21 protein-coding genes are annotated in these 24,226 nt (G+C 71.6%); 18 read left to right on the top strand and 3 right to left on the bottom strand.

The window, feature by feature from the left end; translation table 11 throughout:
• The first annotated feature begins 27 nt into the window (after positions 1-27).
• The 4 genes from ACFWHU_RS15925 to ACFWHU_RS15910 all read left to right on the top strand — a co-directional run bounded on the left by ACFWHU_RS15925 (position 28) and on the right by ACFWHU_RS15910 (position 3,785).
• The gene (locus ACFWHU_RS15925; protein WP_387225281.1) at positions 28-1,356 is read left to right on the top strand and encodes a PLP-dependent aminotransferase family protein; all 1,329 of its coding nucleotides are present in this window, start codon (positions 28-30) and stop codon (positions 1,354-1,356) included.
• Positions 1,357-1,447: 91 nt separating this feature from the next.
• On the top strand, positions 1,448-2,137 hold the full coding sequence (locus ACFWHU_RS15920; protein WP_387225280.1) for an ABC transporter permease: 690 nt from the start codon (positions 1,448-1,450) through the stop codon (positions 2,135-2,137).
• Positions 2,134-2,808, top strand: a complete 675-nt coding sequence (locus tag ACFWHU_RS15915) for an ABC transporter permease (RefSeq protein ID WP_387225279.1) — start codon at positions 2,134-2,136, stop codon at positions 2,806-2,808. The genes ACFWHU_RS15920 and ACFWHU_RS15915 overlap by 4 nt, the downstream gene beginning before the upstream one ends.
• Positions 2,805-3,785: an ABC transporter substrate-binding protein gene (locus ACFWHU_RS15910; RefSeq protein WP_387225278.1), complete on the top strand. Its 981-nt coding sequence runs from the start codon at positions 2,805-2,807 to the stop codon at positions 3,783-3,785. The genes ACFWHU_RS15915 and ACFWHU_RS15910 overlap by 4 nt, the downstream gene beginning before the upstream one ends.
• Before the next feature lie 15 nt (positions 3,786-3,800).
• Here ACFWHU_RS15910 and ACFWHU_RS15905 read toward each other — a convergent pair whose 3' ends face one another.
• Positions 3,801-4,772 carry an acetylxylan esterase gene (locus tag ACFWHU_RS15905; protein ID WP_387225277.1) on the bottom strand — a complete coding sequence of 324 codons (972 nt, stop codon included), beginning with the start codon at positions 4,770-4,772 and terminating at the stop codon, positions 3,801-3,803.
• A 228-nt stretch (positions 4,773-5,000) separates the two neighbouring features.
• Between ACFWHU_RS15905 and ACFWHU_RS15900 the strand changes: the two genes are divergently transcribed.
• From ACFWHU_RS15900 to ACFWHU_RS15875, 6 genes are all read left to right on the top strand, one after another.
• Positions 5,001-6,101, top strand: coding sequence for a LacI family DNA-binding transcriptional regulator (locus ACFWHU_RS15900; RefSeq protein ID WP_385798838.1), 1,101 nt, complete (start codon positions 5,001-5,003; stop codon positions 6,099-6,101).
• A gap of 41 nt (positions 6,102-6,142) precedes the next feature.
• Positions 6,143-7,756, top strand: a complete 1,614-nt coding sequence (locus ACFWHU_RS15895; RefSeq protein WP_387225276.1) for an FAD-dependent oxidoreductase — start codon at positions 6,143-6,145, stop codon at positions 7,754-7,756.
• A 139-nt stretch (positions 7,757-7,895) separates the two neighbouring features.
• Positions 7,896-10,025, top strand: a complete 2,130-nt coding sequence (locus ACFWHU_RS15890; protein ID WP_385798842.1) for a hydantoinase/oxoprolinase family protein — start codon at positions 7,896-7,898, stop codon at positions 10,023-10,025.
• Positions 10,022-10,675 carry a hypothetical protein gene (locus ACFWHU_RS15885; protein ID WP_385798843.1) on the top strand — a complete coding sequence of 218 codons (654 nt, stop codon included), beginning with the start codon at positions 10,022-10,024 and terminating at the stop codon, positions 10,673-10,675. The genes ACFWHU_RS15890 and ACFWHU_RS15885 overlap by 4 nt, the downstream gene beginning before the upstream one ends.
• A 4-nt stretch (positions 10,676-10,679) precedes the next feature.
• Complete coding sequence (locus ACFWHU_RS15880) at positions 10,680-11,960, top strand: transporter (protein WP_385798845.1); 1,281 nt, start codon at positions 10,680-10,682, stop codon at positions 11,958-11,960.
• 42 nt (positions 11,961-12,002) lie between these two features.
• A complete protein-coding gene (locus tag ACFWHU_RS15875) occupies positions 12,003-13,088 on the top strand; it encodes a hypothetical protein (protein WP_387225401.1) in 1,086 nt (361 codons plus the stop codon).
• Between the two features lie 58 nt (positions 13,089-13,146).
• Here ACFWHU_RS15875 and ACFWHU_RS15870 read toward each other — a convergent pair whose 3' ends face one another.
• Positions 13,147-14,310, bottom strand: coding sequence for a betaine/proline/choline family ABC transporter ATP-binding protein (locus ACFWHU_RS15870; protein ID WP_387225275.1), 1,164 nt, complete (start codon positions 14,308-14,310; stop codon positions 13,147-13,149).
• A 78-nt stretch (positions 14,311-14,388) separates the two neighbouring features.
• Here ACFWHU_RS15870 and ACFWHU_RS15865 point away from each other — a divergent pair, with 78 nt between their 5' ends.
• The 3 genes from ACFWHU_RS15865 (at position 14,389) to ACFWHU_RS15855 (ending at position 17,746) form a co-directional block, all read left to right on the top strand.
• Entirely contained in the window at positions 14,389-15,687 is a 1,299-nt protein-coding gene (locus ACFWHU_RS15865; RefSeq protein WP_387225274.1) for an alpha/beta fold hydrolase, read from the top strand.
• An 82-nt stretch (positions 15,688-15,769) separates the two neighbouring features.
• Positions 15,770-16,831, top strand: coding sequence for an amidohydrolase family protein (locus ACFWHU_RS15860; protein ID WP_387225273.1), 1,062 nt, complete (start codon positions 15,770-15,772; stop codon positions 16,829-16,831).
• A gap of 87 nt (positions 16,832-16,918) precedes the next feature.
• The gene (locus tag ACFWHU_RS15855; protein WP_387225272.1) at positions 16,919-17,746 is read left to right on the top strand and encodes a M55 family metallopeptidase; all 828 of its coding nucleotides are present in this window, start codon (positions 16,919-16,921) and stop codon (positions 17,744-17,746) included.
• 35 nt (positions 17,747-17,781) lie between these two features.
• Here ACFWHU_RS15855 and ACFWHU_RS15850 read toward each other — a convergent pair whose 3' ends face one another.
• Positions 17,782-18,516, bottom strand: coding sequence for a VOC family protein (locus ACFWHU_RS15850; RefSeq protein ID WP_387225271.1), 735 nt, complete (start codon positions 18,514-18,516; stop codon positions 17,782-17,784).
• Between the two features lie 204 nt (positions 18,517-18,720).
• Between ACFWHU_RS15850 and ACFWHU_RS15845 the strand changes: the two genes are divergently transcribed.
• The 5 genes from ACFWHU_RS15845 (at position 18,721) to ACFWHU_RS15825 (ending at position 24,164) form a co-directional block, all read left to right on the top strand.
• On the top strand, positions 18,721-19,461 hold the full coding sequence (locus ACFWHU_RS15845) for a PIG-L deacetylase family protein (RefSeq protein WP_387225270.1): 741 nt from the start codon (positions 18,721-18,723) through the stop codon (positions 19,459-19,461).
• Between the two features lie 121 nt (positions 19,462-19,582).
• Positions 19,583-20,698, top strand: coding sequence for a PP2C family protein-serine/threonine phosphatase (locus ACFWHU_RS15840; RefSeq protein ID WP_387225269.1), 1,116 nt, complete (start codon positions 19,583-19,585; stop codon positions 20,696-20,698).
• A 45-nt stretch (positions 20,699-20,743) separates the two neighbouring features.
• Positions 20,744-21,730 (top strand): NADPH:quinone oxidoreductase family protein, encoded by a 987-nt coding sequence (locus tag ACFWHU_RS15835; protein ID WP_387225268.1) that lies wholly within the window; start codon positions 20,744-20,746, stop codon positions 21,728-21,730.
• Positions 21,727-22,947, top strand: coding sequence for an acyl-CoA dehydrogenase family protein (locus ACFWHU_RS15830; protein WP_387225267.1), 1,221 nt, complete (start codon positions 21,727-21,729; stop codon positions 22,945-22,947). The genes ACFWHU_RS15835 and ACFWHU_RS15830 overlap by 4 nt, the downstream gene beginning before the upstream one ends.
• On the top strand, positions 22,944-24,164 hold the full coding sequence (locus tag ACFWHU_RS15825) for an acyl-CoA dehydrogenase family protein (protein ID WP_387225266.1): 1,221 nt from the start codon (positions 22,944-22,946) through the stop codon (positions 24,162-24,164). Before ACFWHU_RS15830 ends, ACFWHU_RS15825 begins: the two co-directional genes overlap by 4 nt.
• The last annotated feature ends 62 nt before the right edge of the window (positions 24,165-24,226 follow it).

Raw genomic sequence — 24,226 nt, 5'->3', positions numbered from 1 at the left:
CCGCAGGCGGCAGCGGAAGGGATCGTCATGGAGGACTACCGGCTGATCGCGGACCAGCTCGCGGCCGACATCCGGGCCGGCCGGCTGCGTCCCGGCGAGCGGCTGCCACCGCAACGCCGGTTCGCCCGGAGCCGTGACATCGCCGACTCCACGGCGGCCAGGGTCTACGGCGAGCTGATCCGGCGCGGACTCGCCGTCGGCGAGGTGGGCCGGGGGACCTTCGTGCGCGCCGCCCCGCCCGGACCGCAGCCGATGCTCACGGAGCCCAGCGAGGCCAGGGTCGATCTGGAGGTCAACTTCCCCGTACTGCCCGAGCAGGCGGAAATGCTCGCCGCCGGCATGGCGCGCCTCCAGCGCCCCGACGTGCTCGCCGCGAGTCTGCGACCGCTCGGCGGATCCGGGGCCGCCGCCGCCCGCGAGGCCGCCGCGCTCCTCCTCGCGCGCGCCGGCTGGACGCCGGAACCGGAGCGGATCCTCTTCGCGGGCAACGGCCGCCAGGCGATCGCGGCGGCACTCGCGGCCTGTGTTCCGGCCGGGGAACGGCTCGGTGTGGAGGAGTACACCTACCCCGTCGTCAAGGGCATCGCCGCCCACCTCGCCATCACCCTCGTCCCGCTCGCCATGGACGAGGACGGACTCCTGCCCGAAGCCCTCGCTGACGCCCCGCCGCTGCGGGCCGTCTATCTGCAACCCACGCTCCACAACCCGCTGGGGATGACGATTCCGCCCCACCGCAGGGCTCAACTCGTGGAAACGATGCGGGCGTTGGACCTGCACGTTATTGAGGACGCCATCTACGGATTCCTCCGCGACGACGTGCCTCCGCTCGCCACCCTCGCCCCCGAACGCACCATCGTCCTGGACAGCATGTCCAAGCGGCTCGCGCCCGGCCTGACGCTCGGCTTCGCCGTGGCCCCGCCCGCGTTCGAACAACGGCTGGCCTCCGCCCTGCGCTCGGGCGCCTGGTCGGCGGGCCGGTTCGCCCTCGACGCCGCGACGCAGTGGATGGCCGACGGCACCGCCGCCACCATCGGCAGGGCCAAGCGCGCCGACGCGGTGGAGCGTCAGCGGATCAGGGCCGAGAGCCTGACCGGCTTCACCGTGCGCGCCGATCCCCGGGGCTACCACTGCTGGTGGGAGCTGCCCGACCACTGGCGCGCCGAGACCTTCGTCGCGGCCGCCGCCCGTCTCGGTATCGCCATCGCGCCAGGCGCCGCGTTCACCGTCGGCACCGGCCGCGCCCCGAACGCCGTCCGGCTCGCCCTCGGCACCCCCTCCCACCGCACCCTCTCCGACGCCCTCGACCTACTCGCCGGCCTGGCGCGCGGCACACCCGAGGACGCCGCGCCCGAATGACCTCCGGCGCACCGGCCGCCGCCACGGAGCGTGGGTCCCGTACGGGCCAACCCCACGCGCGACACCCCCGGAACAGCGCTGGAATGGGCGGGTGACCGCACCCCCCGACGACTGCCTCGCGCGCAACGACTGGATCTGCGGCGCCTATCTCACCAGCCGTCGGGGGATCCTCTGGGATGCCGTACTCCAGCACCTCCAACTGACGGCCGTCGCCGTCCTCATCGGGCTCGCGCTCGCCGTACCGCTCGCGGTCGCGGCCCGGCGATGGCGCTGGGCGTCGGCCCCGGTACTCGGCAGCACCAACGTGCTCTACACGATCCCGTCGCTCGCGATGTTCTCGCTGCTGCTGCCGGTGTACGGGCTGTCCGCGTCGCTCGTCGTCGCCGGGCTCGTCCTCTACTCGCTCACCCTGCTCGTACGGAACATCCTGGCCGGGCTGCGCGCCGTCCCCGAAGAGACCCGGCAGGCGGCGCGCGGCATGGGATACGGCCCGGTCAGACTGCTGCTCGCCGTCGAGATGCCGCTGGCGCTGCCCGCCGCCATGGCGGGCCTGCGCATCGCCACCGTCTCGGCCGTCTCCCTCGTCACCATCGGCGCGATCGTCGGCCACGGCGGACTCGGCAATCTCATCTACGCCGGGATGAACACCTTCTTCAAGGCGCAGGTACTCACCGCGTCCGTCCTCTGCGTGATCATCGCGATCCTCGCCGACCTCCTGCTGCTCGCGATCCAGCGGGTGCTCACGCCCTGGACGAGGCGGCCGGGGGAGCGAAGCGCGTGAACACCCTCACCGATGCCTGGTCCTGGCTCACCCGCGCTTCCCACTGGTCCGGCTCCGACGGCATCTGGAACCGCCTCGGCGAACATCTCTTCCTCACCGTCGTCTGCCTGCTCATCAGCTGCGCCGTCGCGCTTCCCGTCGCACTCGTCCTCGGCCATCTCGGCAAGGGCGGTGCGCTGGCCGTCAACATCTCCAACGTCGGCCGGGCCGTCCCCACCTTCGCCGTACTGGTCCTGCTGCTCCTCACCCCGATCGGGCAGCACGGTCAGTGGCCGACGATCATCGCGCTCGTCCTCTTCGCCGTCCCACCGCTGCTGACCAACGCCTACGTGGGGATGCGCGGTGTGGACCCCGATGTCGTACAGGCGGCGCGAGGAATGGGCATGACGGGCAGTCAACTGCTGCGCCAGGTCGAACTGCCCCTGGCGGCACCGCTGATCCTCACCGGCGTACGGATCGCGGCCGTCCAACTCGTGGCCACCGCGACGATCGCCGCGCTGGTGGGAGGCGGCGGACTCGGCAGGATCATCACCGCGGGGTTCAATCTGGCGTCCACGCCGATGGTCGTCGCGGGCGCCGTGCTCGTCGCGGTGTTCGCGCTCCTGGTCGAAACGGTCTTCGAGGTGGCACAGCGGCTGGCCCCGCGATGGGTGAGAGGCGACACCGGATGAGCCCGCACCGGACGGCCTTCAACGCTCCCGTCGCGCCGACCGTCGCCGCGCTCCTCGCGCTGACCGCGACCGCCGCGGCCTGCGCCACCGGACCGTCCCTGGAGAACCAGGGCACGGTCACCGCGTCACCCGGCGACAGCAAGGACCTGACCATCGGATCCGCCGGCTTCACCGAGAGCGACCTGCTCGCCCGGATGTACGCGATCCTCCTCGGCCGGGCGGGCTACCGCACCCGGATCCTCTCCGTCACCAACCGCGAGCTCTACGAACCCGCCCTGGAGAGCGGCCAGATCGACGTCGTGCCGGAGTACGCCGCCACCTTCGCCGACTGGCTGAACGCCAAGGCCAACGGCGCCGGCGCGAAGACCGTCGGCTCCCCGGACCTGGACACCACGATGAAGGCGCTGCGCGAACTGGCCGCGAAGCGCGGGCTCGACGTGCTGAAGCCGGGCCGCGCCGTCGACCAGAACGCGTACGCGGTCAGCGCCGCGTACGCGAGGAAGCACCGGCTCAGGACGCTCACCGACCTCGGGCGCGCCAAGCTCTCCGTACGGCTGGCCGCGGGCGACGAGTGCGTGCGACGCCCTTACTGCGCACCGGGGTTGAAGAAGACGTACGGCATCCGTATCACCTCAATCGACCCCAAGGGCGTGGGCACCACACCGTCCAAGCGGGCCGTGCAGAGCGGGCAGGACCAGATGGTGGTCACCACGACCACCGACGGGACGCTCGCCGAATTCGGGCTCGTCGTCCTCACCGACGACAAGCACCTCCAGAACGCCGACCACATCGTGCCCGTCGTCAACCGGTCCCGGGCGGGCGGCGAGCGCGTACGCAACGCGCTCGACAAGCTCAACACCGTGCTGACGACCGAGGATCTGGCGTCGATGAACGAGCAGGTCGACAGCTGGCGGCGGCTGCCGGAGGACGTCGCCGAGAACTATCTCAAGAGGGAGAGACTGATTCCCGCCGGGTGAGGTCCTGCTGAGCCGTCAGGCCGTCAGACGACTTGGCAGCCAGCCCAGTTGGACCTCCTCCTGGTACGCCTGACCCCCCTCGTGGCCGTTGAACTCGTACACCTCGATCGTCCGGTCCTCGTGCGGATAGACGTTGAAGGCCCCGAACACCGTCGACGGCGGACAGGTCTGGTCCTCCAGAGCCGCCGAGAACAGCGCTGGCGCCCGGCCCCGCGCCGCGAAATGCACCCCGTCGAAGTAGCTCAGCGTCCGCCGGACCTGCTCGCCCCGGCGGCGGTAGGTGTTGAGGTACTTGCCCACCTCGCGGTACGGGTCCCTGTCGGTGAGCGTCGTCGCCCGTGGGAAGTCGCAGAGGAACGGCACATCGGGGGAGATCGCCACCAGGTCCGGTATCAGCCCTGCCACGGCCAGCGTGATCCCGCCGCCCTGACTGCGGCCGATCGCGGCCGTGCGGGAGGCGTCGGCGAGCGGATGCGAGCGGGCGGCCTCCACCGCGCGGACCGCGTCCGTGAAGACGCGGCGGTAGTAGAACTCGTACGGATCCTCGATGCCCCGGGTCAGGAAACCGGGGAACGCCGACGCGCTGCCCACCGGGTCGGGGGTGTCGCCGCCGCCCCACGCCGCTCCCTGCCCCCGTGTGTCCATCACGAAGTACGCGAAGCCGGCGGACGCCCAGAGCAGCCGGGCGAACGGCATTCCGCGCCCGCCGCCGTAACCGACGAACTCGACCACCACGGGCAGCGGTTCACGCGTCCCGGCAGGCACGACGAACCAGCCCTTGACCGGGTGGCCGCCGAAGCCGGCGAAGGTCACGTCGTACACCTCCACGGTCGACAGCCCCGTCGCGACAGGTTCGAAGCGGGCGTCCAGATCGTGGGTGCGGGCCTCGGCGAGTGTCGTCGCCCAGAAGGCGTCGAAGTCGGCCGGTTCCACGGACCGGCTGCGGTAGCTCCGTAGCTCGTCGAGGGGCAGATCGAACAGGGCCATGTGCGGGATCACCTCTGGTTTCGCGGGCGGACGATCACACCGTACGGCCCGCCTGACGGTCGCAGAAGGGCCGAAGGAAAGGCGGAGCGGAGCCGGGGAGACTCCCGAGGCGAGTCGGAAGGGTGTGCGAAAGAAGTCCTGCTCGATCTATTGACCGGCGCCGCCCGAAGGTCCACAGTACTCGCTAATGCGCATTACTAATACGCATTAACGATCCGGAGGAACACGGTGGAGGAACCCAGGAAGCGGGCCCGGCCGGGCCGGACCCCCGCACCCGCGGGCCGGACGTCACGGCCGCGCCAGGCCGAGGTCGCCAGACTCGCCGGGGTCTCGCAAGCCACGGTCTCGCTGGTGCTCGGGGCGCGGAAGCAGGGCGCCACGATCTCCGAGGAGACCCGGCGCAAGGTGCTCGACGCGGTACGGATCCTCGGATACGTCCCCGACCCGGCGGCGAGCCGGCTGGCCGCCGCGCGCAACAACCTGCTCGGGGTCTTCAGCTTCACGTCCACCTTCCCGACCGACGTGCAGCACTCGTACTACCCGTTCCTCGTCGGCGTCGAGCAGGAAGCGGCGGCACGCGGCTACGACCTGGTGCTCTTCACCGGCTCCAGCACGGGCGGCGCGGGGGCCGCCGGACCGCACGCCCTGGGCCGTGTACGGCTCGCCGACGGCTGCCTCTTCCTCGGCCGCCACGCGCCCGCCGACGAACTGCTGCGGCTGGTCGCCGACGGTTTCCCCGTGGTCCACCTCGGCCGCCGGGACGAGCTGGAGGGGCTGGCCTGGGTCGGCGCCGACTACGTCAGCGCCAGCCAGGAGGTCGTCGCGCACCTCGCCGCGCTCGGCCACCGGCGGATCGTGCTCGTACGGGAGGACGACGACGCCCCCGCGTCCACCGACCGTGAGCACGGCTTCCTCAAGGGACTGGAGGAGGCGGGGCTGCCCGGCGGCCCGGACGCCGTCTTCCGCTCCGCCGACCCGGAGCACGACCTCACCGCCGCACGGCTGCGCGGCTGGCTCGACGACGGCGTGACCGCGTTCGTCGCCGAGGAGACCGACACCGGCGACGCCTGGCGCGCGCTGCACGGCGCCGCGCACTTCGTCGGCATCGACTGCCCGCGCGACGCCTCGCTCGCCCTGCTCGGCAGCCCGCCGCCGGATCTGTCGGACGGGCCGACGCCCACCGGATTCGACATCCCCCGCCCGCAGTTGGGCGCCGCCGCCGTGCGGATGCTCGCCGCGCTGGTCGCGGGGGAGCAGGCCACGGAACCGCTCGTGGCCTGCGCCTTCAGGCCCGGCACGACGGCGGGACCACCACCCGCCCACCCCTGACCCGACCGCACCAAGAACCACACAGCAATTCAAGGAGACCCGTGACATCCGCACCCGACATCCTCATCGTGGGCTCCGGGCTCGGCGGCGTGGCCGCCGCCCTCGCCGCCTGCCGTGCCGGACGCACCGTCGTCCTCACCGAGGAGACGGACTGGATCGGCGGCCAGCTCACCTCCCAGGCCGTCCCGCCGGACGAGCACCCGTGGGTCGAGCAGTTCGGCACCACCGCCTCGTACCGCACCCTGCGCGAGTCCATCAGGGACCACTACCGACAGTGGTACCCGCTGCGCTCCGAGGCGCTGGCCCTCACCGACCTCAACCCGGGCGCGGGCCGCGTCAGCAAGCTCTGCCACGAACCGCGCGTCGCCCTCGCGGTGATGGAGGCGATGCTCGCCCAGCACCGCTCGTCCGGCCGGCTCACGCTCCTGACCGAGCACCGCCCGGTCGCCGCCGAGGCGGGCGACGACGACACCGTACGGTCCGTCACGCTCACCGATCTGCGCGACGGCAGCCGCCGTACGATCGGCGCCCGTTACGTCATCGACGCGACCGAGACCGGTGAACTGCTCGAACTCGCCGGTGTCGAGCACGCGATCGGCGCCGAGGCACGGAGCGAGTTCGACGAGCCGCACGCCCCCGACGAGGCACAGCCCCTCAACCAGCAAGGCATCACGGTGTGTTTCGCGCTCTCCCACCACGAGGGCGAGGACCACACCATCGAGCGACCGGCCGACTACGACTTCTGGCGCACCTACCAGCCGGACTTCTGGCCCGGACCGCTGCTCGGTTTCCTCGCGCCGGACCCCCGCACCCTGGAGGCCGTACCGCGCACCTTCGTCCCCAACCCGGACCTCGACCCGCTCGACGTCACCGCCGACCAGTCCGCCGACGCGGGCGACAAGGAACTGTTCGGCTTCCGCCGGATCCTCGCCCGCAAGCTGCACCGGCCCGGCGCGTTCGACTCCGACATCACGCTCGTCAACTGGCCCCTGAACGACTACTGGCTGAAGCCCCTGATCGGGGACGGCGAGGAGACGTCGGCCGCCGCGCTCGCCGAGGCACGGCAACTGTCGCTGTCGGTCCTGTACTGGCTCCAGACCGAGGCGCCGCGCGCCGACGGCGGCAAGGGATTCCCCGGGCTGCGGCTGCGTCCCGACGTCACCGGCACGTCCGACGGGCTGGCGAAGGCGCCGTACGTACGCGAGTCGCGCCGTATCAAGGCGGTCACCACCGTCACCGAGCACGACGTCGCGATCGACATCGTCGGACCCTACGGCGGCACCCGCTACCGGGACTCCGTCGGCGTCGGCAACTACCGCATCGACCTGCACCCCTCGACGGGCGGCGACAACTACATCGACATCGGTTCGGTGCCCTTCGAGATCCCCCTCGGCGCGCTCGTGCCGCGCCGCGTCCGCAATCTGCTGCCCGCCGGAAAGAACATCGGCACCACCCACATCACCAACGGCTGCTACCGGCTCCACCCGGTGGAATGGAACATCGGCGAGGTCGCGGGCGCACTGGCCGCGCACTGCGTCGCCGAGGGCGTCGAACCGCACCAGGTCCAGGCCGAGGACAAGCGGTTCGACCAATTCGCCCGGCTGCTCGACCGCGAAGGAGTTCAGCGCCACTGGCCGGACGTACGCGGCTACTGAGACCGCACGACACACCCCTCGACACACGTATCGAGAGAACGACAACGGCGGCGGACAGCCGGGCAGGAGCAGCTCCACCTGCCCCGCCCGGCCTCACCGCCCGCGCCATGCCCACCCTGCACAAGGAGGTGCCCAAGCCATGAACACCCACCGCATCCGCGTCGGCATCGACGTGGGCGGAACCTTCACCGACGCCGTGGCCGTAGACGCCACGACCCTGCGACTTCTGGGGCAGGTGAAGGTCCCCACCAGCCACCATCACGAGGACGGCGTCGCCCACGGCATCGTCGAAGCTCTCGACCGCCTGCTGGAGCAGACCGGACACGCCCCGAAGGACGTGGCCTTCCTGGCCCACGGCACGACCCAGGCTACCAACGCCCTGCTGGAGGGCGACGTCGCCACCGTCGGTCTGATCGGCATCGGCGCCGGTCCGAGCGCCGCGTTCACCCGTAGGCTCGCCGCTTTCCGGAAGCTCGAACTCACCCCCGGCAAGCGGCTTCCCCTCGCCTACGCCCATGTCGCCGACCCGGACGACGCGCCCGCCGTACGCGCCGCCGTCGACGCGGTCGTCCAAGAAGGCGCCCAAGTCGTTGTCACCAGCCAGCCGTTCAGCGTCGACCGCCCCGAGGGCGAGGACGCGGTCGTCGCCGCGGCCAGGGAGCGGGGGCTGCCCACCACCGCCGCGCACGAGATCACCTCGCTCTACGGGCTCCACAAGCGCACCCGGACCGCCGTCGTGAACGCCGCGATCCTGCCCCGCATGCTCGCCACGGCCGACCTCGTCGACGCCTCCATCATCAAGGCGGGCGTGAGCGCGCCGCTGATGGTGATGCGCTGCGACGGGGGAGTGATGTCGCTGGACGAGATGCGGCGCAGGCCGCTGCTCACCGTGCTGTCCGGTCCGGCGGCGGGTGTCGCCGGGGCGCTCATGCAGGAGCGCATCAGCGAGGGCCTGTTCCTGGAGACCGGCGGCACGTCCACCGACATCAGTGTCGTACGGCGCGGCAAGGTCGCCGTCCGGCACGCCACCATCCTCGGCAAGACGTCGTACCTGTCGGCGCTCGACGTACGGACCGTCGGTGTCGGCGGCGGCTCCATGGTCCGGATCGGCGGGGGCAAGGTCACCGGCGCCGGACCGCGCAGCGCGCACATCGCCGGGCTGCCGTACGCCTGTTACGCGACACTCGACGACCTGCGGGACGCGAAGGTCACCACGATCCGGCCCATGGACGACGACCCCGCCGACTACGCGGTGCTCGACGCCGCCGGCGGACGCTTCGCGATCACCATGACGTGCGCGGCCAACGCGCTCGGCCGGGTCCCCGAAGGGGACTTCGCGCACTGCGACCCGGCCGTGGCGAAGGCCGCGATCGAGCCCCTGGCGGCGACACTCGGCACGGACGTCGCCACGGCGGCGGCCCGCGTCCTCGACGCCGGCACCGACCAGGTGAAGTCCGTGGTCGACGCGATGATCCGCGACTACCGCATCGACAAGGACACCGCCGTACTCGTCGGCGGCGGCGGAGGCGCGGCAGCCGTCACCCCGCACCTCGCGGCCGTCTCCGGCCAGGAGGGCAGGATCGCCCGTCACAACGAGGTCATCAGCCCCATCGGTGTCGCCCTCGCTCTCATCCGCGAGCAGGTCGAACGCATCATCCCCGGCGCCGGGCAGGAACAGATCCTCGCCGTACGGGCCGAGGCCGAGGCCGCCGTCGTCGCACAGGGCGCCGCCGCCGACGGTGTCGAGGTGGAGGTCACCGTCGACCCGCAGACCAGCACCGTGCGGGCCGTCGCGACCGGCGCCACCGAGCTGCGGACACAGGACCGCGCCCACCGGGCGGATGACGCCGACCGGCTGCGCGCCGCCGCCGACAGCCTCAAGACCGACCCGGCGTCGGTGCGCGTGCTCGCGGGCACCCCCGCGCACACCGTGTACGGCACCGATGTGCACCGGCGGTTCCGCGCGGACCGTCACCCGGTACGGGTCGTGGACGCCGACGGGGTCGTACGGCTCCACGCGCCGGACGCCCATGTCGAGATCACGACCGTCGGCCGGGCGCCCGAAGTCCTCGCCGGGCTGGTGAAGGAGGCCACGTCGTACGGCGACGGCGGTGTCCGCGCCCCCGCTCTGCGGCTCCTCCTCGGCTCCCGGATCGCCGACCTCTCCGGCGTACTCGACCCGCAGCCCCTGCTGGCGCTCGCCCGCAGCGAACTGCGCGCACGCGCCGCCGACGAACCGGTCGTCGCCGTCCTGGAGGTGCGGTCATGACCGCCTCCCTGCTCGACCGCACCCCGCGGCGGACGCTCGAAGAACTCGACGCGCTCGTGGCGACCGACGACATCGAGTTCGGCGTCCGGCTGCTCGCGAACACCCCCACGCACGAGGGCCGCGACCCGGAGCGGCTGCGCCGATGGGCGCGTACCGCCGACGAGTTCGGCGCCGCGCTCGCTCTCGGACCCGAGCCCATCGCCGGCACGGCCCGCGTCGTGGAGAGCGGCGACGGCCTGGCGAAGGGCCTCCTCGCCCGCTACACCTCCCGGCCGGTCCCGACCGTCGAACTGTTCACCGACACCCTGGCCCTCGCCGAGGAGTTGATCGACCGCCTCGGCTGGCGCCACTGGTATCCCGCCGGTTCGGTACGGGCGGCGGCGATCGCCCACGAGGCCGTGCACGAACAGCTCCACCACGGCCCGGCGAAGGCGGCCCTGAAACGGTCACTCGACCATGTCGTGCTGCGCGCGGGACGCCACCGCCTCTACGGCCATGTCGCGGGCGCCGACGAGATCGCCGCCCACGCCTACGCCCGCACCGTCTGCGGCCTCGGCCGCAGCCCGCTCATGCTGACGGCCGCCCTCGCCGCCGTGGCCGAACCGCAGCACGGGGCCCCGCACAGGCCCCCGCACGGAAGAAAGAAGTAACGCCATGGGCGTCGTCATCCTTCTTGTCATGGCGGCCGGTGTCGCCGCGATGCTCACCCGCAGACTCCCCACCGCCTTCGCCCTCGTCATCCTGGCCGTCGCCATCGCCTTCCTCGCGGGCGCACCGCTGACCGGCGAGAACAGCGTCCTGGGCACGGTCATCCAGGAGGGCGCGCCGGCCCTCGCCGCCACGATGATCGCGATCCTGCTGGGCTCCTGGCTCGGCAAACTCCTCGACGAGACCGGCATCGCGGGCACCCTCGTCCGCAAGATCGTCGAGTTCGGCGGCGACCGCCCGGTCGTGGTCGCCCTCGGAGTCCTCGGTGTCTCCACCCTCGTCGGTACGGTCACGGGCTCGGCACCCGCCGCGATGCTCGCCGGCATCATCGGCATCCCCGCCATGGTCGCCGTCGGCATCCCCAAGGTCACCGCCGCCGGCACGATCCTGATGGGCATCGCCGCGGGCATGCCCTTCGAACTGCCCATCTGGCAGTTCTTCTCGACCGCGCTCGAACTGCCCGTCGACACGGTGCGCGGCTTCATGCTGAAGCTGTTCCCGTTCGCGCTGGCCGCCGCCGTCCTCTTCGTCCTCATCGAGACGCGGCGACGCGGCGTCGAACACGCGTGGTCGCTCAAGTCCGCGTCCGCGAAGCCCACTTCACGCCGCAAGCAGCTCGGCGACGCACCGTGGTACGCGCTGCTCACCCCGCTCGTACCGCTGGTACTCGCCCTCGGCTTCGAGATCCCGATCCTGCCGTCGATGCTGGCCGGTGTCCTGTACGCGCTGTTCACCACTACCCGGCCGGGCGAGATGAACAAGCGGCTGCTGCGCACCCTGTACGGCGGCTTCGAGATCGCGGCGGCGCCGATCGTACTGTTCATCGCCATCGGCATCCTGCTCGCCGCGGTGAAGCTGCCCGGCGCGGTGGAGGCGCTGGAGCCGTTGATCAAGGCGGTCAGCCCGCAGAACCCGGTGCTGTTCGTCGTGGTCTTCACCCTGCTCGTGCCGCTCTGCCTCTACCGGGGGCCGCTGAACGTCTTCGGCCTCGGCGCCGGAATCGCCGGTGTCCTCATCGCCGCCGGCATCTACCCGGCCGTCGCGGTTCTGGGGCTTGCCACCTCGTACAACCAGGTCTTCGGTGTGTCGGACCCGACCAGCACCCAGACCGTATGGAGCGCCCAGTACGCGGGGGTCACACCGCAGCAGGTGATGCTGCGGACCCTGCCGTACGTCTGGGCCGTCGCCCTGGGCGGATTCTGCGTCACCGCCGCCACCTATCTGTGATCTCTCACTCCCGGGACGGAGAACGACATGACACAGCACGACATGAGTCAGTACGGCGACAACGGGCCGCGGCACGCGGGCGATGAGCCGCGGAACCCCGGCCGGCGGATATTCCTGCGCGCGGCGGCGGCCACCGCCGCGGTGGCGTCCGGAGTGGCGGCCACCGGCGCCGCGGCGGGCAGCGTGGCCGCGGCGCCCGTCGGAGCCGCCCCCGCCCCCGCTCTGGCGGCGGCGCCCGGCGGATTCCCGAACTACCGTTATCTGAAGACCCTTCTGACGCCGTCTCAGCTCAAGTACAACCCCACCGGCGAGATCATCTTCCCGTGCATCCGGGGCGTCTACGACAAGCTGGCCAATCCGCTGGGCCGTTACTACCTCTACTACGGTCCGCACGACGCGCCCGGCGGTATCTGCCTGGCCTACGGCGACTCGCTGGAAGGGCCGTTCACCGAGTACACCGCCAACCCGATCGTCTCCAACAACTGGCAGCCGCACTACAAGGTCAGCCACGTCGCCTCGCCGCACGTCATCTGGCGGGCGGACCTCAAGGAGCTGTGGCTCTACTTCCACGGCGAGAACGGCACGACCCGCCTCGCCCGTTCCAAGGACGGGATCACCTTCACGTACGACAAGGTGGTCCTCACCACCGCGATGATGCCCGCGGGCAGCACCGAGACCTCGTACGCCCGCGTGTTCCCGCACGAACTGCCCTCGCGCGGCGCGCACTACGTGATGCTCTTCATGCTCAACAACACGTCCAACCACCGTGACATCGCCTGGGGTTGGTCGAGCGACGGCCGCAACTGGACGTTCGACCAGACGCCGCTCGTCCGTCACTCCGACGTCGGCGCGAACAACATCGGCGGCCCACACCTGCTGAGCCGAAACGGCAGCACGTACGTCGTCTACAACACCAGCAAGGAGAACGGCGGCAATCTGCTGATCACCGAGATCGGCAACGACTTCAGCCGCCGCAACCATCTCGGCCTCTTCTACGACTCGGCCAACAGCGCGCCCGACAACGGGCGCAGCGCCGCACCCTCCTTCGGTACCGACCGGGGGGTGCCGTACATGGTCTATGAGGCGGGCGAACGGCTCCAGGGCTCGATCGCCGTGGCGCGCGGCTGACCCACCGTCGCCGGGCGGGGTACGTCCCACGTACCCCGCCCGGCGGTCCGGGCAGGTCCTACGCGTCCGCCACCGAGTCGAACTCGACCTCGCCGCGCGCGATCCCGTGCGCGTCCGCGTCGACCGACCGGCGCAGCGCCTCGTGCAGCTTCGCCGGCGTCAGCACACCCGCGAACCGTGAACCGTCCACCACCGCCACCCACCCCGCGTCATGCTGAAGCATCTCGCTGAACGCCCGCTTCAGCGGCGCCCCGACCGGCACCCAGGCCTCCATACGGCGCGCCGTGTCACCCACCGTGCCGCGCCCGCCCGCGCACTCCAGCGCCTCCGCCGACACCCAGCCGTGCAGCTCGCCCCCGCCGTTGAGCACCACCGCCCAGCGCGCGCCCCCCTCGCGCAGCCGCTCCGCCGCGTCCGCCGCCGGCTCGTGGAGCCGCGCCACCGGCGGCTGTTCCAGGTCGGCCGCCTCGATCGTGGTGACCGACAGCCGTTTCAGCCCCCGGTCGGCGCCGACGAACTCGGCGACGTACGGGGTGGCCGGTCTGCCGAGCACGGCGGCCGGGGTGTCGTACTGCTCGACACGCCCCTGCCCGTACACCGCGATGCGATTGCCCATCCGCACCGCCTCCTCGATGTCGTGCGTGACCATGAGCACCGTCTTGCGGACGGTCGCCTGAAGCTTCAGGAACTCGTTCTGGAGGCGCTCGCGCACCACCGGGTCCACCGCGCCGAACGGCTCGTCCATCAGCAGCACCGGCGGATCGGCGGCCAGCGCGCGTGCCACACCCACCCGCTGGCGCTGCCCGCCCGACAACTGCGCCGGGTAACGCGGCCCGTACAGCTTCGGGTCGAGCCCCACCAGATCCAGCAGCTCGGCGGCCCGTTCGCGCGCCTTCGCCCGCTTCCAGCCGATCAGGGCGGGCACCGTCGCGGTGTTGTCCAGAACGGTGCGGTGCGGAAAGAGCCCCACCTGCTGGATGACATAGCCGATACGGCGGCGCAGCCTCACCGGGTCCACCGTGGAGATGTCGTCCCCGGCCACGAGGATGCGCCCCGAGGTCGGCTCGATCAGCCGGTTCACCATCATCATCGTGGTTGTCTTGCCGCAGCCGGACGGGCCGACCAGGGTCACCAGCTCGCCTTCGCCGACCTCGAAGGACAGGTCGTCGACGGCTGCCGTACCGTCCGGGTAGACCTTGCTCACCCGCTCGAACCGGATCATGCGCTCACGCTAGAAGCGAGCGGGGACGTTCGCACACGGGCCGCGGCTGAACGGTCGCGCACCGAATCAGGAGGACCTTTGACCAGCTACCGCCAGCCCGGCGTCACCCTCACCGACCACCACTTCTCGGTCCCGCTCGACCACGCGAACCCCTCGGGGGAGCGCCTGGAGCTGTACGGCCGCGAGGCCGTGGCCACCGCGAAGGCCGACGCCGACCTGCCGTGGCTCGTCTATCTGGAAGGCGGACCCGGCTTCGGTGCCCGCCGCTTCATCGGCCGGCAGGCATGGCTCGGGCGTGCGCTGGAGGACTTCCGGGTGCTCCACCTCGACCAGCGCGGCACCGGCCTCTCCACGCCCGCCAACCGCCAGACGCTCCCCGCGCGCGGCGACGCCCGGCAACAGGCCGACTACCTCGCCCACTTCAGGTCCGACAACATCGTGCGGGACTGCGAGGTCGTCAGGTCCCAGCTCACCGGCGGCGCCCCGTGGACCCTGCTCGGCCAGAGCTTCGGCGGCTTCTGCGCCGTCCGCTATCTCTCCGCCGCGCCCGAGGGCCTGCGTGCCGTACTGATCACCGGCGGTCTGCCCACGCTCGACGGCGGGCCCGACGACGTCTACCGCGCCGCCTATCCGCGCATCGAACTCAAGGTCGCCGCCCACTACGCCCGCTATCCGCAGGACGTCGAACAGGCCCGGCGGATCGTCGGACACATCGCCGAGCACCACCCCGTCCTGCCGAACGGCTACACCCTCACGCCCGAGGCGTTCCAGTCCCTCGGCATCCTCCTCGGCGTCGGCGACGGCACCCACCAACTGCACTACCTGCTGGAGAACGCCTTCGTCACCACCCCCGGCGGCCACGAACTCTCCGACACCTTCCAGGAGAACGTCGCCGCCCAGCTCTCGTTCGCCGGACACCCGCTGTACGCACTCGTCCACGAGGCGATCTACGCCCAGGACGACCGGCCCACCGCCTGGTCGGCCGAGCGGGTACGCGCGGAGTTCCCCCGCTTCGACGCGGCGCGGACCCTGGCAGGTGACACGCCGCTGCTGTTCACCGGCGAGTCCATCCACCCCTGGCACTTCACCGCCGACCCGGCGCTGCGCCCGCTGCGCGAGACGGCTGAGCTGCTGGCCGCCCGCAAGGACTGGCCCGCGCTGTACGACCCCGACCGGCTGGCCGCCAACGAGGTCCCGGTCGCCGCCGCCGTCTACCACGACGACATGTACGTCGACACCGCCCACAGCCTCGAGACGGCACGCGGTATCCGGGGGCTGCGCACCTGGGTCACCGACGAGTACGAGCACGACGGCGTCCGCGCCTCGGGCCCACGGGTCCTCGACCGGCTGCTGGCACTGGCGCGCGACGAGATCTGACAAGGTCCGCTCTTGAGGGCAACGACTCGATCCGATGCTCGGTGAGGGCCGGGCTCGCCTGTATCGCGTTAGGTTCGAGGCCATGATCATGCGAATACGCGGTGTCGTCCTGCCCGAGCGCGAGGAACGCACGTTCTGGGTCGACGGAGAGCGGTTGCGAACCGAGCCGCCTGCCAGGGCGGCGGCCGAACAGGTGGAGACCGTGGTGAACGGCGGATGGCTGCTGCCGGGTCTCGTCGACGTCCACACGCATCCCGGGACGGAGAGCCCGGACGACCGGTTCGACGAGACGCTGTTGCGCAAGCATCTGTCGGCGCACCGGGACGCGGGTGTGCTGTTGGTGCGCACTCCGGGAACCGCGCAGCGGATGCCCGGCTGGGTCGACAGGGAGCCCGACCTGCCGCGGGTGCGCTCGGCGGGGAGGTGGCTGGCGACGCCCGGTCGGTTCTTTCCCGGTGCGGGCCGGGATGTCGGTGAGGACGAACTGGCAGGGGCAGCGGTCGAGGAGGCCACAGCCGCGTCGGGCTGGTGCAAGGTCATCGGTGACTGGAAGTGGGACGAGCCGGCAGTCCCGTTGGATGTGCTGAAGGCGACCGTGGCGGCGGTGCACTCCGTCGGTGGGCGGGTCGCCGTTCACTGCCAGACCGCCGAGGGCTCGCGGAACGCCGTTCTGGCCGGGGCGGACAGCCTCGAACACGGGATGCACCTCGATCCGGCGCTCCTGGACCTGATGGCCGGGCAGGGGACCGCATACGTACCGACACTCTCGGCGTTCGCCGAGAGTGCCGATGTCTGGCGAGGCCGAGAATCGAGCACGCGGCGCTCGAACTGGCTCGACGGCTGGCAGGGGATGAACGACAACGTGCGACTGGCACACGAGGCGGGCGTCACCGTCCTCGCCGGCACGGACACCTTTCCCTGCGGCACGGTCGCCGCGGAGTCCCAACGGCTGCTGCGGGCGGGGCTGCCGGCCGAGGAAGCAATCGGTGCCGCCTCGTGGACGGCACGGGACTGGCTCGGGCTGCCCGGTCTCATCGACGGGGCGCCCGCTGACCTTGTCGCGTACGGCCAGGACCCAACCGCGGAGCCCGGGGTCCTCGGGCAACCGAAGCGAGTGATTCTCCGGGGCCGGACGGTGCGCTGACACCAACTCCGTTTGGTCCGGGCGGCCAGGTCAGGAGGCTGATGCGCACTGTCGGCCGGCACGTACAGCGCATAGGCTCCCTGCCTTATGAAGGTTCTGATCTCTGTGGACATGGAGGGCATCTCGGGGATCGTGCATCCCGCCGAGACGAATCCGGAACGCTACGACTACGAGCGAGGCCGCGCGCTGATGACGGCCGAGGCGAACGCCGTGATCGCGGGCGTCCTGGACGCCGAGCCCGCGGCCGAGGTCTGGGTCGCCGACGCGCACGGGCCTTTCCGTAACCTGCTGCCGGAGGAACTGGACCGGCGGGCCCGGCTGGTTCGCGGAAAACCCCGCCCCATGGGCATGCTCGGTGGGCTCGACGAGCACACCGACGCGGTGATGTTCGTCGGCTACCACGCCCGAGCCGGCGGCGGCCCGGCCGTGCTGGCACACACCATGAGCGACGCGATCCTGGACGTACGCGTAGACGGACGTTCCCTGGGCGAGATCGGTCTCAACGCCGCCATGGCCGGGCATTCGGGCGTGCCGGTCGTGCTGCTCAGTGGCGATGACACCGCCTGTGCCGAACTGAGCGATCTGGTGCCCTCGGCCGTCACCGTCGCGGTCAAACAAGCCCTCGGTCAGGCCGCCGCCGTGGCACTGCATCCTGAGGAAGCCCGAGAGCGTCTGCGCCGGGCGGCCGCCGTGGCTGTCGAGCAGCGGGCGCGGGTCGCGCCGCTCGCCCTCGCCGGACCGCTCGAGGTCGAGGTCGACCTCTACGGCCCCTACATGGTTGACCTGGCAGTACTCGTGCCGGGTGTCTCGCGCGCCGAGGGTGGCCGGACGGTCACCTTCACCGCAGCCGACTTCGCCGACGCCTACCGGCTGGTCCTGCTGCTCGTACAGCTCGCGAGCATCAAGCCCGGCTAGCCGGACGCGCTCACGAGCCGCATGATCGCCGCGGGCTACCGGGGCCTCCGTACGGAGAACTCGTTGCCGTCGGGGTCGAGCAGCAGCGCCTGGACGCCGTCGCTCTCGCCGACGTCGTTGCGCGTCGCGCCGAGCGAGATCAGGCGGTCGACCTCCGCCTCCCAGGAGGCATCGGCATCGGCGTCGGCGGGGACCGTCAGCTCGAAGTACAGCCTGTTCGTGCCCGTCTTCGGCGCCACCGGAGGACCTCCCCACGTGATCTTCGTACCGCCGTCCGGTGACTGGATCGCGGTCTCCTGGTCCTGGTCCCAGACCAGCGGCCATCGCAGCGCCTCGCTCCAGAAGTAACCGACCTCCTGCGTACCGTCGCAGGCCAGCGCTCCGATGAAGCCGGTGTCGGCGAGGAACTTGTTGCCCGCCTCGATCACGCAGAACTCGTTGCCGTCCGGATCGGCGAGCACCACATGCCCCTCTTCCGGGAGTTGGCCCACGTCGATGTGTTTCCCGCCGAATTCCAGCGCCCTGGCCACCGTCCGCCGCTGATCCTCCGGGGATGTGCTCGTCAGGTCGAAGTGCGCCCGGTTCTGGCCGGTCCTCGGCTCCTGGCTCGGCAGGAAGCGGATGCGAAACCCGGCGGTATCAGGAGGCAGGATCGCGACGTCGTCCTCCGGACCCTCGGCCAACTCCCAGCCCAGGACACCGGACCAGAACCGCGCGAGGCCCGACGGCCGGGTCGCGTTGAAGCAGATCGCGAACAGTTGACTGGCCATACCCCGTGCATCTCCGATCCACCGGCGGTCGACAGCGCGCCTCGCCCTCCCCGCGGGCGCAGCCTAAGGGCGGCCGTGCGGCGCCCGCATCCGAGTTTCCGTCGCGGAGAGCCCCGGTCCTCCACACGATGACGATCGTGCGCAACGGCACCGTCGTCCGCCGGCGTCAGCTGACCGGGGCCGGACAGGACCTAATCTGCGGGCATGACTGATTCGACCGACCAGCTCGCCCCCATGCCCGCCGACTGGCGGCGCGCCCTCGCCGTGGTCGCGCACCCCGACGACCTGGAGTACGGCTGCTCGGCCGCCGTCGCCGTCTGGACCGACGAGGGGCGTGAGGTCACCTATCTCCTCGCCACCCGGGGCGAGGCGGGGATCGACACGATCGACCCCGTCTCCGCGGCCCCGCTGCGCGAGCGGGAGCAGCGGGCGAGCGCGGCCGTCGTCGGTGTGTCCGAGGTGGTCTTCCTGGACCACAAGGACGGTGTGATCGAGGAAGGGCTCGCGCTGCGCCGGGACATCGCGGCGGCGATCCGCCGCTACCGCCCCGAACTCGTCATCACCCTCAACCACCGTGACACCTGGGGCGGCACCGCCTGGAACACCCCGGACCACCGCGCCGTCGGGCGCGCCACGCTCGACGCCGCCGGTGACGCGGGGAACCGGTGGATCTTCCCCGAACTGGCGGATCAGGGGCTCGAGCCATGGGACGGGGTGCGCTGGGTGGCCGTCGCGGGCTCCACCACCCCGACGCACGCGGTCGACGCGGCGGCCGGGCTGGAACGCTCCGTACAGTCGCTGCTCGAACACCGCACCTATATCGAGGTGCTGACGGACGAGGACCCCGAGGCGTACTGCCGTACGTTCCTCACGGCCAACGCGCGGACAGTGGCCGCGCGCTTCGGCGGCCGGCCCGCGGTGTCCTTCGAGGTCTTCGGCCGCTGACCCGGCGCCCCACGAGTTGCCTTTCATCTGGTTTTGGTGGTTTCGCAGCACGGTGAGCGCATAGCTCCCGTGATGTGGTTGCCCGATGGAGAGACGGGTGCGGCGGAGAAGGACCGGCGACATGGACGAGGGGTACTCCCGAATCCAGCAGTACCCCTGGTTGCCCCCGGTGCTGCTCGTCGGTTCCGTCGGCCTCGAACTGGTGACCCCCAAGATCGTCAGCGGCGCCGCGCTCATCGCCGTCGCCGCCATGGCGGCGGCCATCAGCGGCACGTTCCGCTACACCCTGCTGATCGTGGCCGTCGGCATCGGACTCACCAGCGTCTCCGCGATCCAGAGTCACCACGGCTACGCGTCCGCGACCGTGCAGCTGTTGGAAATCGTGATCGCCTCGGCTCTCGCGCTGGCCGTCCGGCGCATGCTCGACAGCCAGAGCGCGAAGTTCTCCCGTGTCAGATCCACCGCCGAGCAACTGCAGCGGGCCGTGCTGCCACCGCTACCCAAGATCATCGGCCCGATGTCCGTGGCCTGCCGTTACGAGGCGGCGGACGCCGTCGCCCGGATCGGCGGCGACCTCTACGCCGTGCAGGAGACACCCTTCGGTCTGCGGCTGCTCATCGCCGACGTACGTGGCAAGGGCCTCGGCGCGGTCTCCGCCGTCTCCATCATCGTCGGCGCGTTCCGTGAACGCGCCGAGTCCGAGACCGGACTGGTGGGGCTCGCGGAACGGCTCGACCGCGCCGTGGCCCGGTCCGCCGAGCAGTACGCCGACCCGTTCGGCGTCGACGCCGCCGAGGCGTTCGCCACCGCACTCCTGGTCGAGATCGACCCGCGCGGCACCACACTGCGGCTGCTGAACTGCGGCCATCCCGCCCCCTATCTCGTACGGAACGGCGAGGTGCGTCAACTGGACACCGGCCAGGCGACACCCCCGCTGGGAATGCGGAACCTCGCACCCGGCATCGGCGGTACCCGCTCGTACGACTTCCCCGCCGGCGCCACCCTGCTCTGCGTCACGGACGGGGTGACGGAGGCCCGGAACGCGGCCGGGACCTTCTACGACCCCCGCAGCGAACTGAGGCCGGGCCCGGACGGGGACCCGGAGCGGCTGATCGGGGCCCTGTTCTCGTCGATCGGCCGGTGGACGAAGGGCGGACGCGACGACGACACGGCGGTGCTCGCCGTCGCACGTCACGACGCCGACGAGTCTGTTCCCACAGAGCAAGCGACCGCTTAGTATGCCTAGGAGCGCGTACCGACCCTCATCTGTGGAGGCCCCCGAATGCAGGCATGGCGAGTGCACCGGAACGGTGAGCCGGGCGAGGTGATGCGGCTGGAGGAGGTGGACCGGCCGACACCGGGTGACGGTCAACTCCTGCTGAAGGTCCTCGCGGCGGACATCAACTTCCCTGACGCCCTGCTCTGCCGGGGTCAGTACCAGGTGCGCCCACCGCTGCCCTTCACACCCGGCGTCGAGGTCTGCGGCGAGACGGGGGACGGGCGGCGCGTCATCGCGACCCCGGCGCTGCCCGACGGCGGACTCGCCGAGTACGTCGTCGCCGACGAGGCCGCGGTGCTTCCCGCGCCCGAGGCGCTCGACGACGCCGAGGCGGCGGCCCTGCACATCGGCTACCAGACCGGCTGGTTCGGACTGCACCGCAGGGCGCGTCTCCAGGCGGGCGAGACGCTGCTCGTGCACGCCGCCGCCGGCGGCGTCGGCAGCGCGGCCGTCCAGCTCGGCAAGGCGGCCGGTGCCACCGTCATCGGCGTGGCCGGCGGACGGAACAAGGTGCGTGTGGCCGAGGAGTTGGGCTGCGACCATGTCATCGACCGGCGCACCGACGACATCGTCACCGCCGTGAAGGACCTCACCGGCGGGCGCGGCGCGGACGTCGTCTACGACCCGGTCGGTGGCGACGCGTACACCAAGTCCGCCAAGTGCGTGGCCTTCGAGGGCCGCATCCTCGTCATCGGCTTCGCGAGCGGCACCATCCCGGCCCCCGCCCTCAACCACGCGCTGGTGAAGAACTACTCGATCGTCGGGCTGCACTGGGGCCTGTACAACCAGAAGGACCCCGCCGCGATCCTCCGCTGCCACCAGGAACTGACGGAACTCGCCGCCAAGGGCGTCGTCAAGCCGCTCATCAGCGAGCGGGTGCCGATGGCGGACGCCGCGTCGGCCGTTCAGCGCGTGGCCGACGGCACCACCACCGGCCGGCTGGTCGTGATCCCCGACCTGGCCACGGCATCGGGGGCGAGCGCCCGGTGACCGCGCCGGACGCGGCCGATCTGCGCCGCCGTACCGAGGACCTGCTCGCCGCGCACCCGCCGGCCGACACGGCACCGACCGACTTCCTGAAGGCCCGCTTCGACGCCGGACTCGCCTGGGTGCACTTCCCGGCCGGTCTCGGCGGACTCGACGCCCCGCGCTCACTCCAGTCGGTCGTCGACGCCGAACTGGCCGCCGCGGACGCCCCCGACAACGACCCGCGCCGAATCGGCATCGGCCTGGGAATGGCCGCGCCCACCATCCTCGCGTACGGCACCGACGAGCAGAAGCGCCGGTTCCTGCGGCCCCTGTGGGTCGGTGACGAAGTCTGGTGCCAGCTTTTCAGCGAACCGGGGGCCGGGTCCGACCTCGCCGCGCTCGCGACCCGCGCCGTACGCGACGAAACCGGCGAACACGCCGGCGAGCGGAGTGGCGCCGGCGACTGGATCGTCAACGGGCAGAAGGTGTGGACCTCCAGCGCCCATCTCGCCCGCTGGGCCATCCTGATAGCCCGCACCGACCCCAACCTGCCCAAGCACCGGGGCATCAGCTACTTCATCTGCGACATGACCGACCCCGGCGTCGAAGTCCGGCCGCTGCGCCAGATAACCGGCGAGGCCGAGTTCAACGAGGTGTTCCTCACCGACGTCCGGATCCCCGACGCCCACCGGCTCGGCCCGGTCGGCGACGGCTGGAAGGTCGCGCGGACCACCCTCATGAACGAGCGCGTCTCGATCGGCGGCGCCCGACTCCCGCGCGAGGGCGGCATGATCGGCCCGGTCTCCCGGACCTGGCGCGAGCGCCCCGAACTGCGCACCCACGAACTCCACCAGCGTCTCCTCACGCTCTGGGTGGAGGCCGAAGTCGCACGGCTGACCGGTGAACGCCTGCGCCAGCAGCTCGCGGTGGGCAGGCCGGGCCCCGAAGGCTCGGGCCTGAAGCTCTCCTTCGCCCGGCTCAACCAGGAGATCAGCGGACTGGAAGTCGAACTCCTCGGCGACGAGGGCCTGTTGTACGACGACTGGACGATGCGGCGGCCCGAACTCGTCGACTTCACCGGCCGCGAGGCGGGTTACCGCTATCTGCGCTCGAAGGGCAACTCCATCGAGGGCGGTACGAGCGAGGTACTGCTCAACATCGTCGCCGAACGCGTCCTCGGGCTGCCCGCCGAGCCGCGCGACGACAAGGACGTCGCATGGAAGGACCTCGCCCGATGAGCACGGTGGACGACATAAACACTGACGTGGACGTGGACGTGGACGTGGACGTGGATGCGGGGACCGGGTCGGTCGGGGCCGTGCCCGACCTGCTGTACTCCGAGCAGGAGGACGACCTGCGCGCCGCCGTACGGTCGCTGCTCACCGACCGCGCCGATCTCCCCGCCGCGCTCGCCCGCGCGGAATCGGGCGCGCCCTACGACACCGCGCTCTGGACGTCGCTCGCCGCCGGGATCGGCGCGGCCGGGCTGCTCGTCCCCGAGACTCTCGGCGGCCAGGGCGCGAGCCACCGCGAGGCGGCAGTCGTGCTGGAGGAGCTGGGCCGGGCGGTCACACCCGCGCCGTACCTGACCAGTTCCGTGATCGCGACGCAGACGCTGCTCGCCCTGAACCCGCGGAGCACGCGCAGTGCCGAGAGTGCGGCTGTCGGCGAACTGCTCGGCGCGCTGGCCGGGGGCCGTACGGTCGCCGTGCTCGCCGTACCGCTCTCCACCGGGCCGGACGCCCCGCTCCCCACCGCCACCGCGAGCCGCGGCATCAGGGCCGTCGCCGATGCCACGATCGCCGATGTCCTGCTCGTCCTGGGCGACGACGGGCTGTACGCGGTCGAGACGTCGGCGCCCGGCGTCACCGCCCGCCCGGGAACCCCGCTCGACCTCACGCGCCCGCTCGCCACCGTCACCGTGGACTCCGCCGCCCTCGCCGCCGGGACGCGACTCGCTGACGCGGGCAAGGGCGCCGCGGAGGCCGCCGTACGCCGTGGACTGCTCGCGGGCGCCGGACTGCTCGCCTCAGAGCAACTCGGGCTCGCGGAATGGTGCTTGGAGGAGACGGTGCGGCACACCCGCGAACGGCACCAGTTCAACCGGCCCATCGGCTCGTTCCAGGCGCTCAAGCACCGGATGGCGCACCTCTGGCTGGAGGTCGTATCGGCCCGCGCCGCCGCCCGGAGCGCCGCCGACGCGCTGGCCACCGACAGCCCCGACGCGCCGCTCGCCGTGGCGGTCGCCCAGGCGTACTGCGGCCGGGTCGCCGTGCACGCGGCCGAGGAGTGCGTCCAGCTCCACGGCGGCATCGGCATGACGTGGGAGCATCCCGCGCATCTGTATCTCAAGCGCGCCAAGTCCGGTGAGATCGCGCTGGGTTCGACCGGATCGCACCGCGAGAGACTCGCGACCCTGACCGGTCTGGCCGCGCCCGGCGCCCCCGCGCCGTAGTTCCGGCCGCCGGTCGGCGACATATGACCTGGACAAGCACCCCTTTACATACTGTTTAATTG

Source organism: Streptomyces sp. NPDC060366 (assembly GCF_042725135.1).
Lineage (GTDB): Bacteria > Actinomycetota > Actinomycetes > Streptomycetales > Streptomycetaceae > Streptomyces.
The sequence above is the reverse complement of the archived record's forward strand: the minus strand, read 5'-3'. Positions and strand labels throughout refer to the sequence as shown.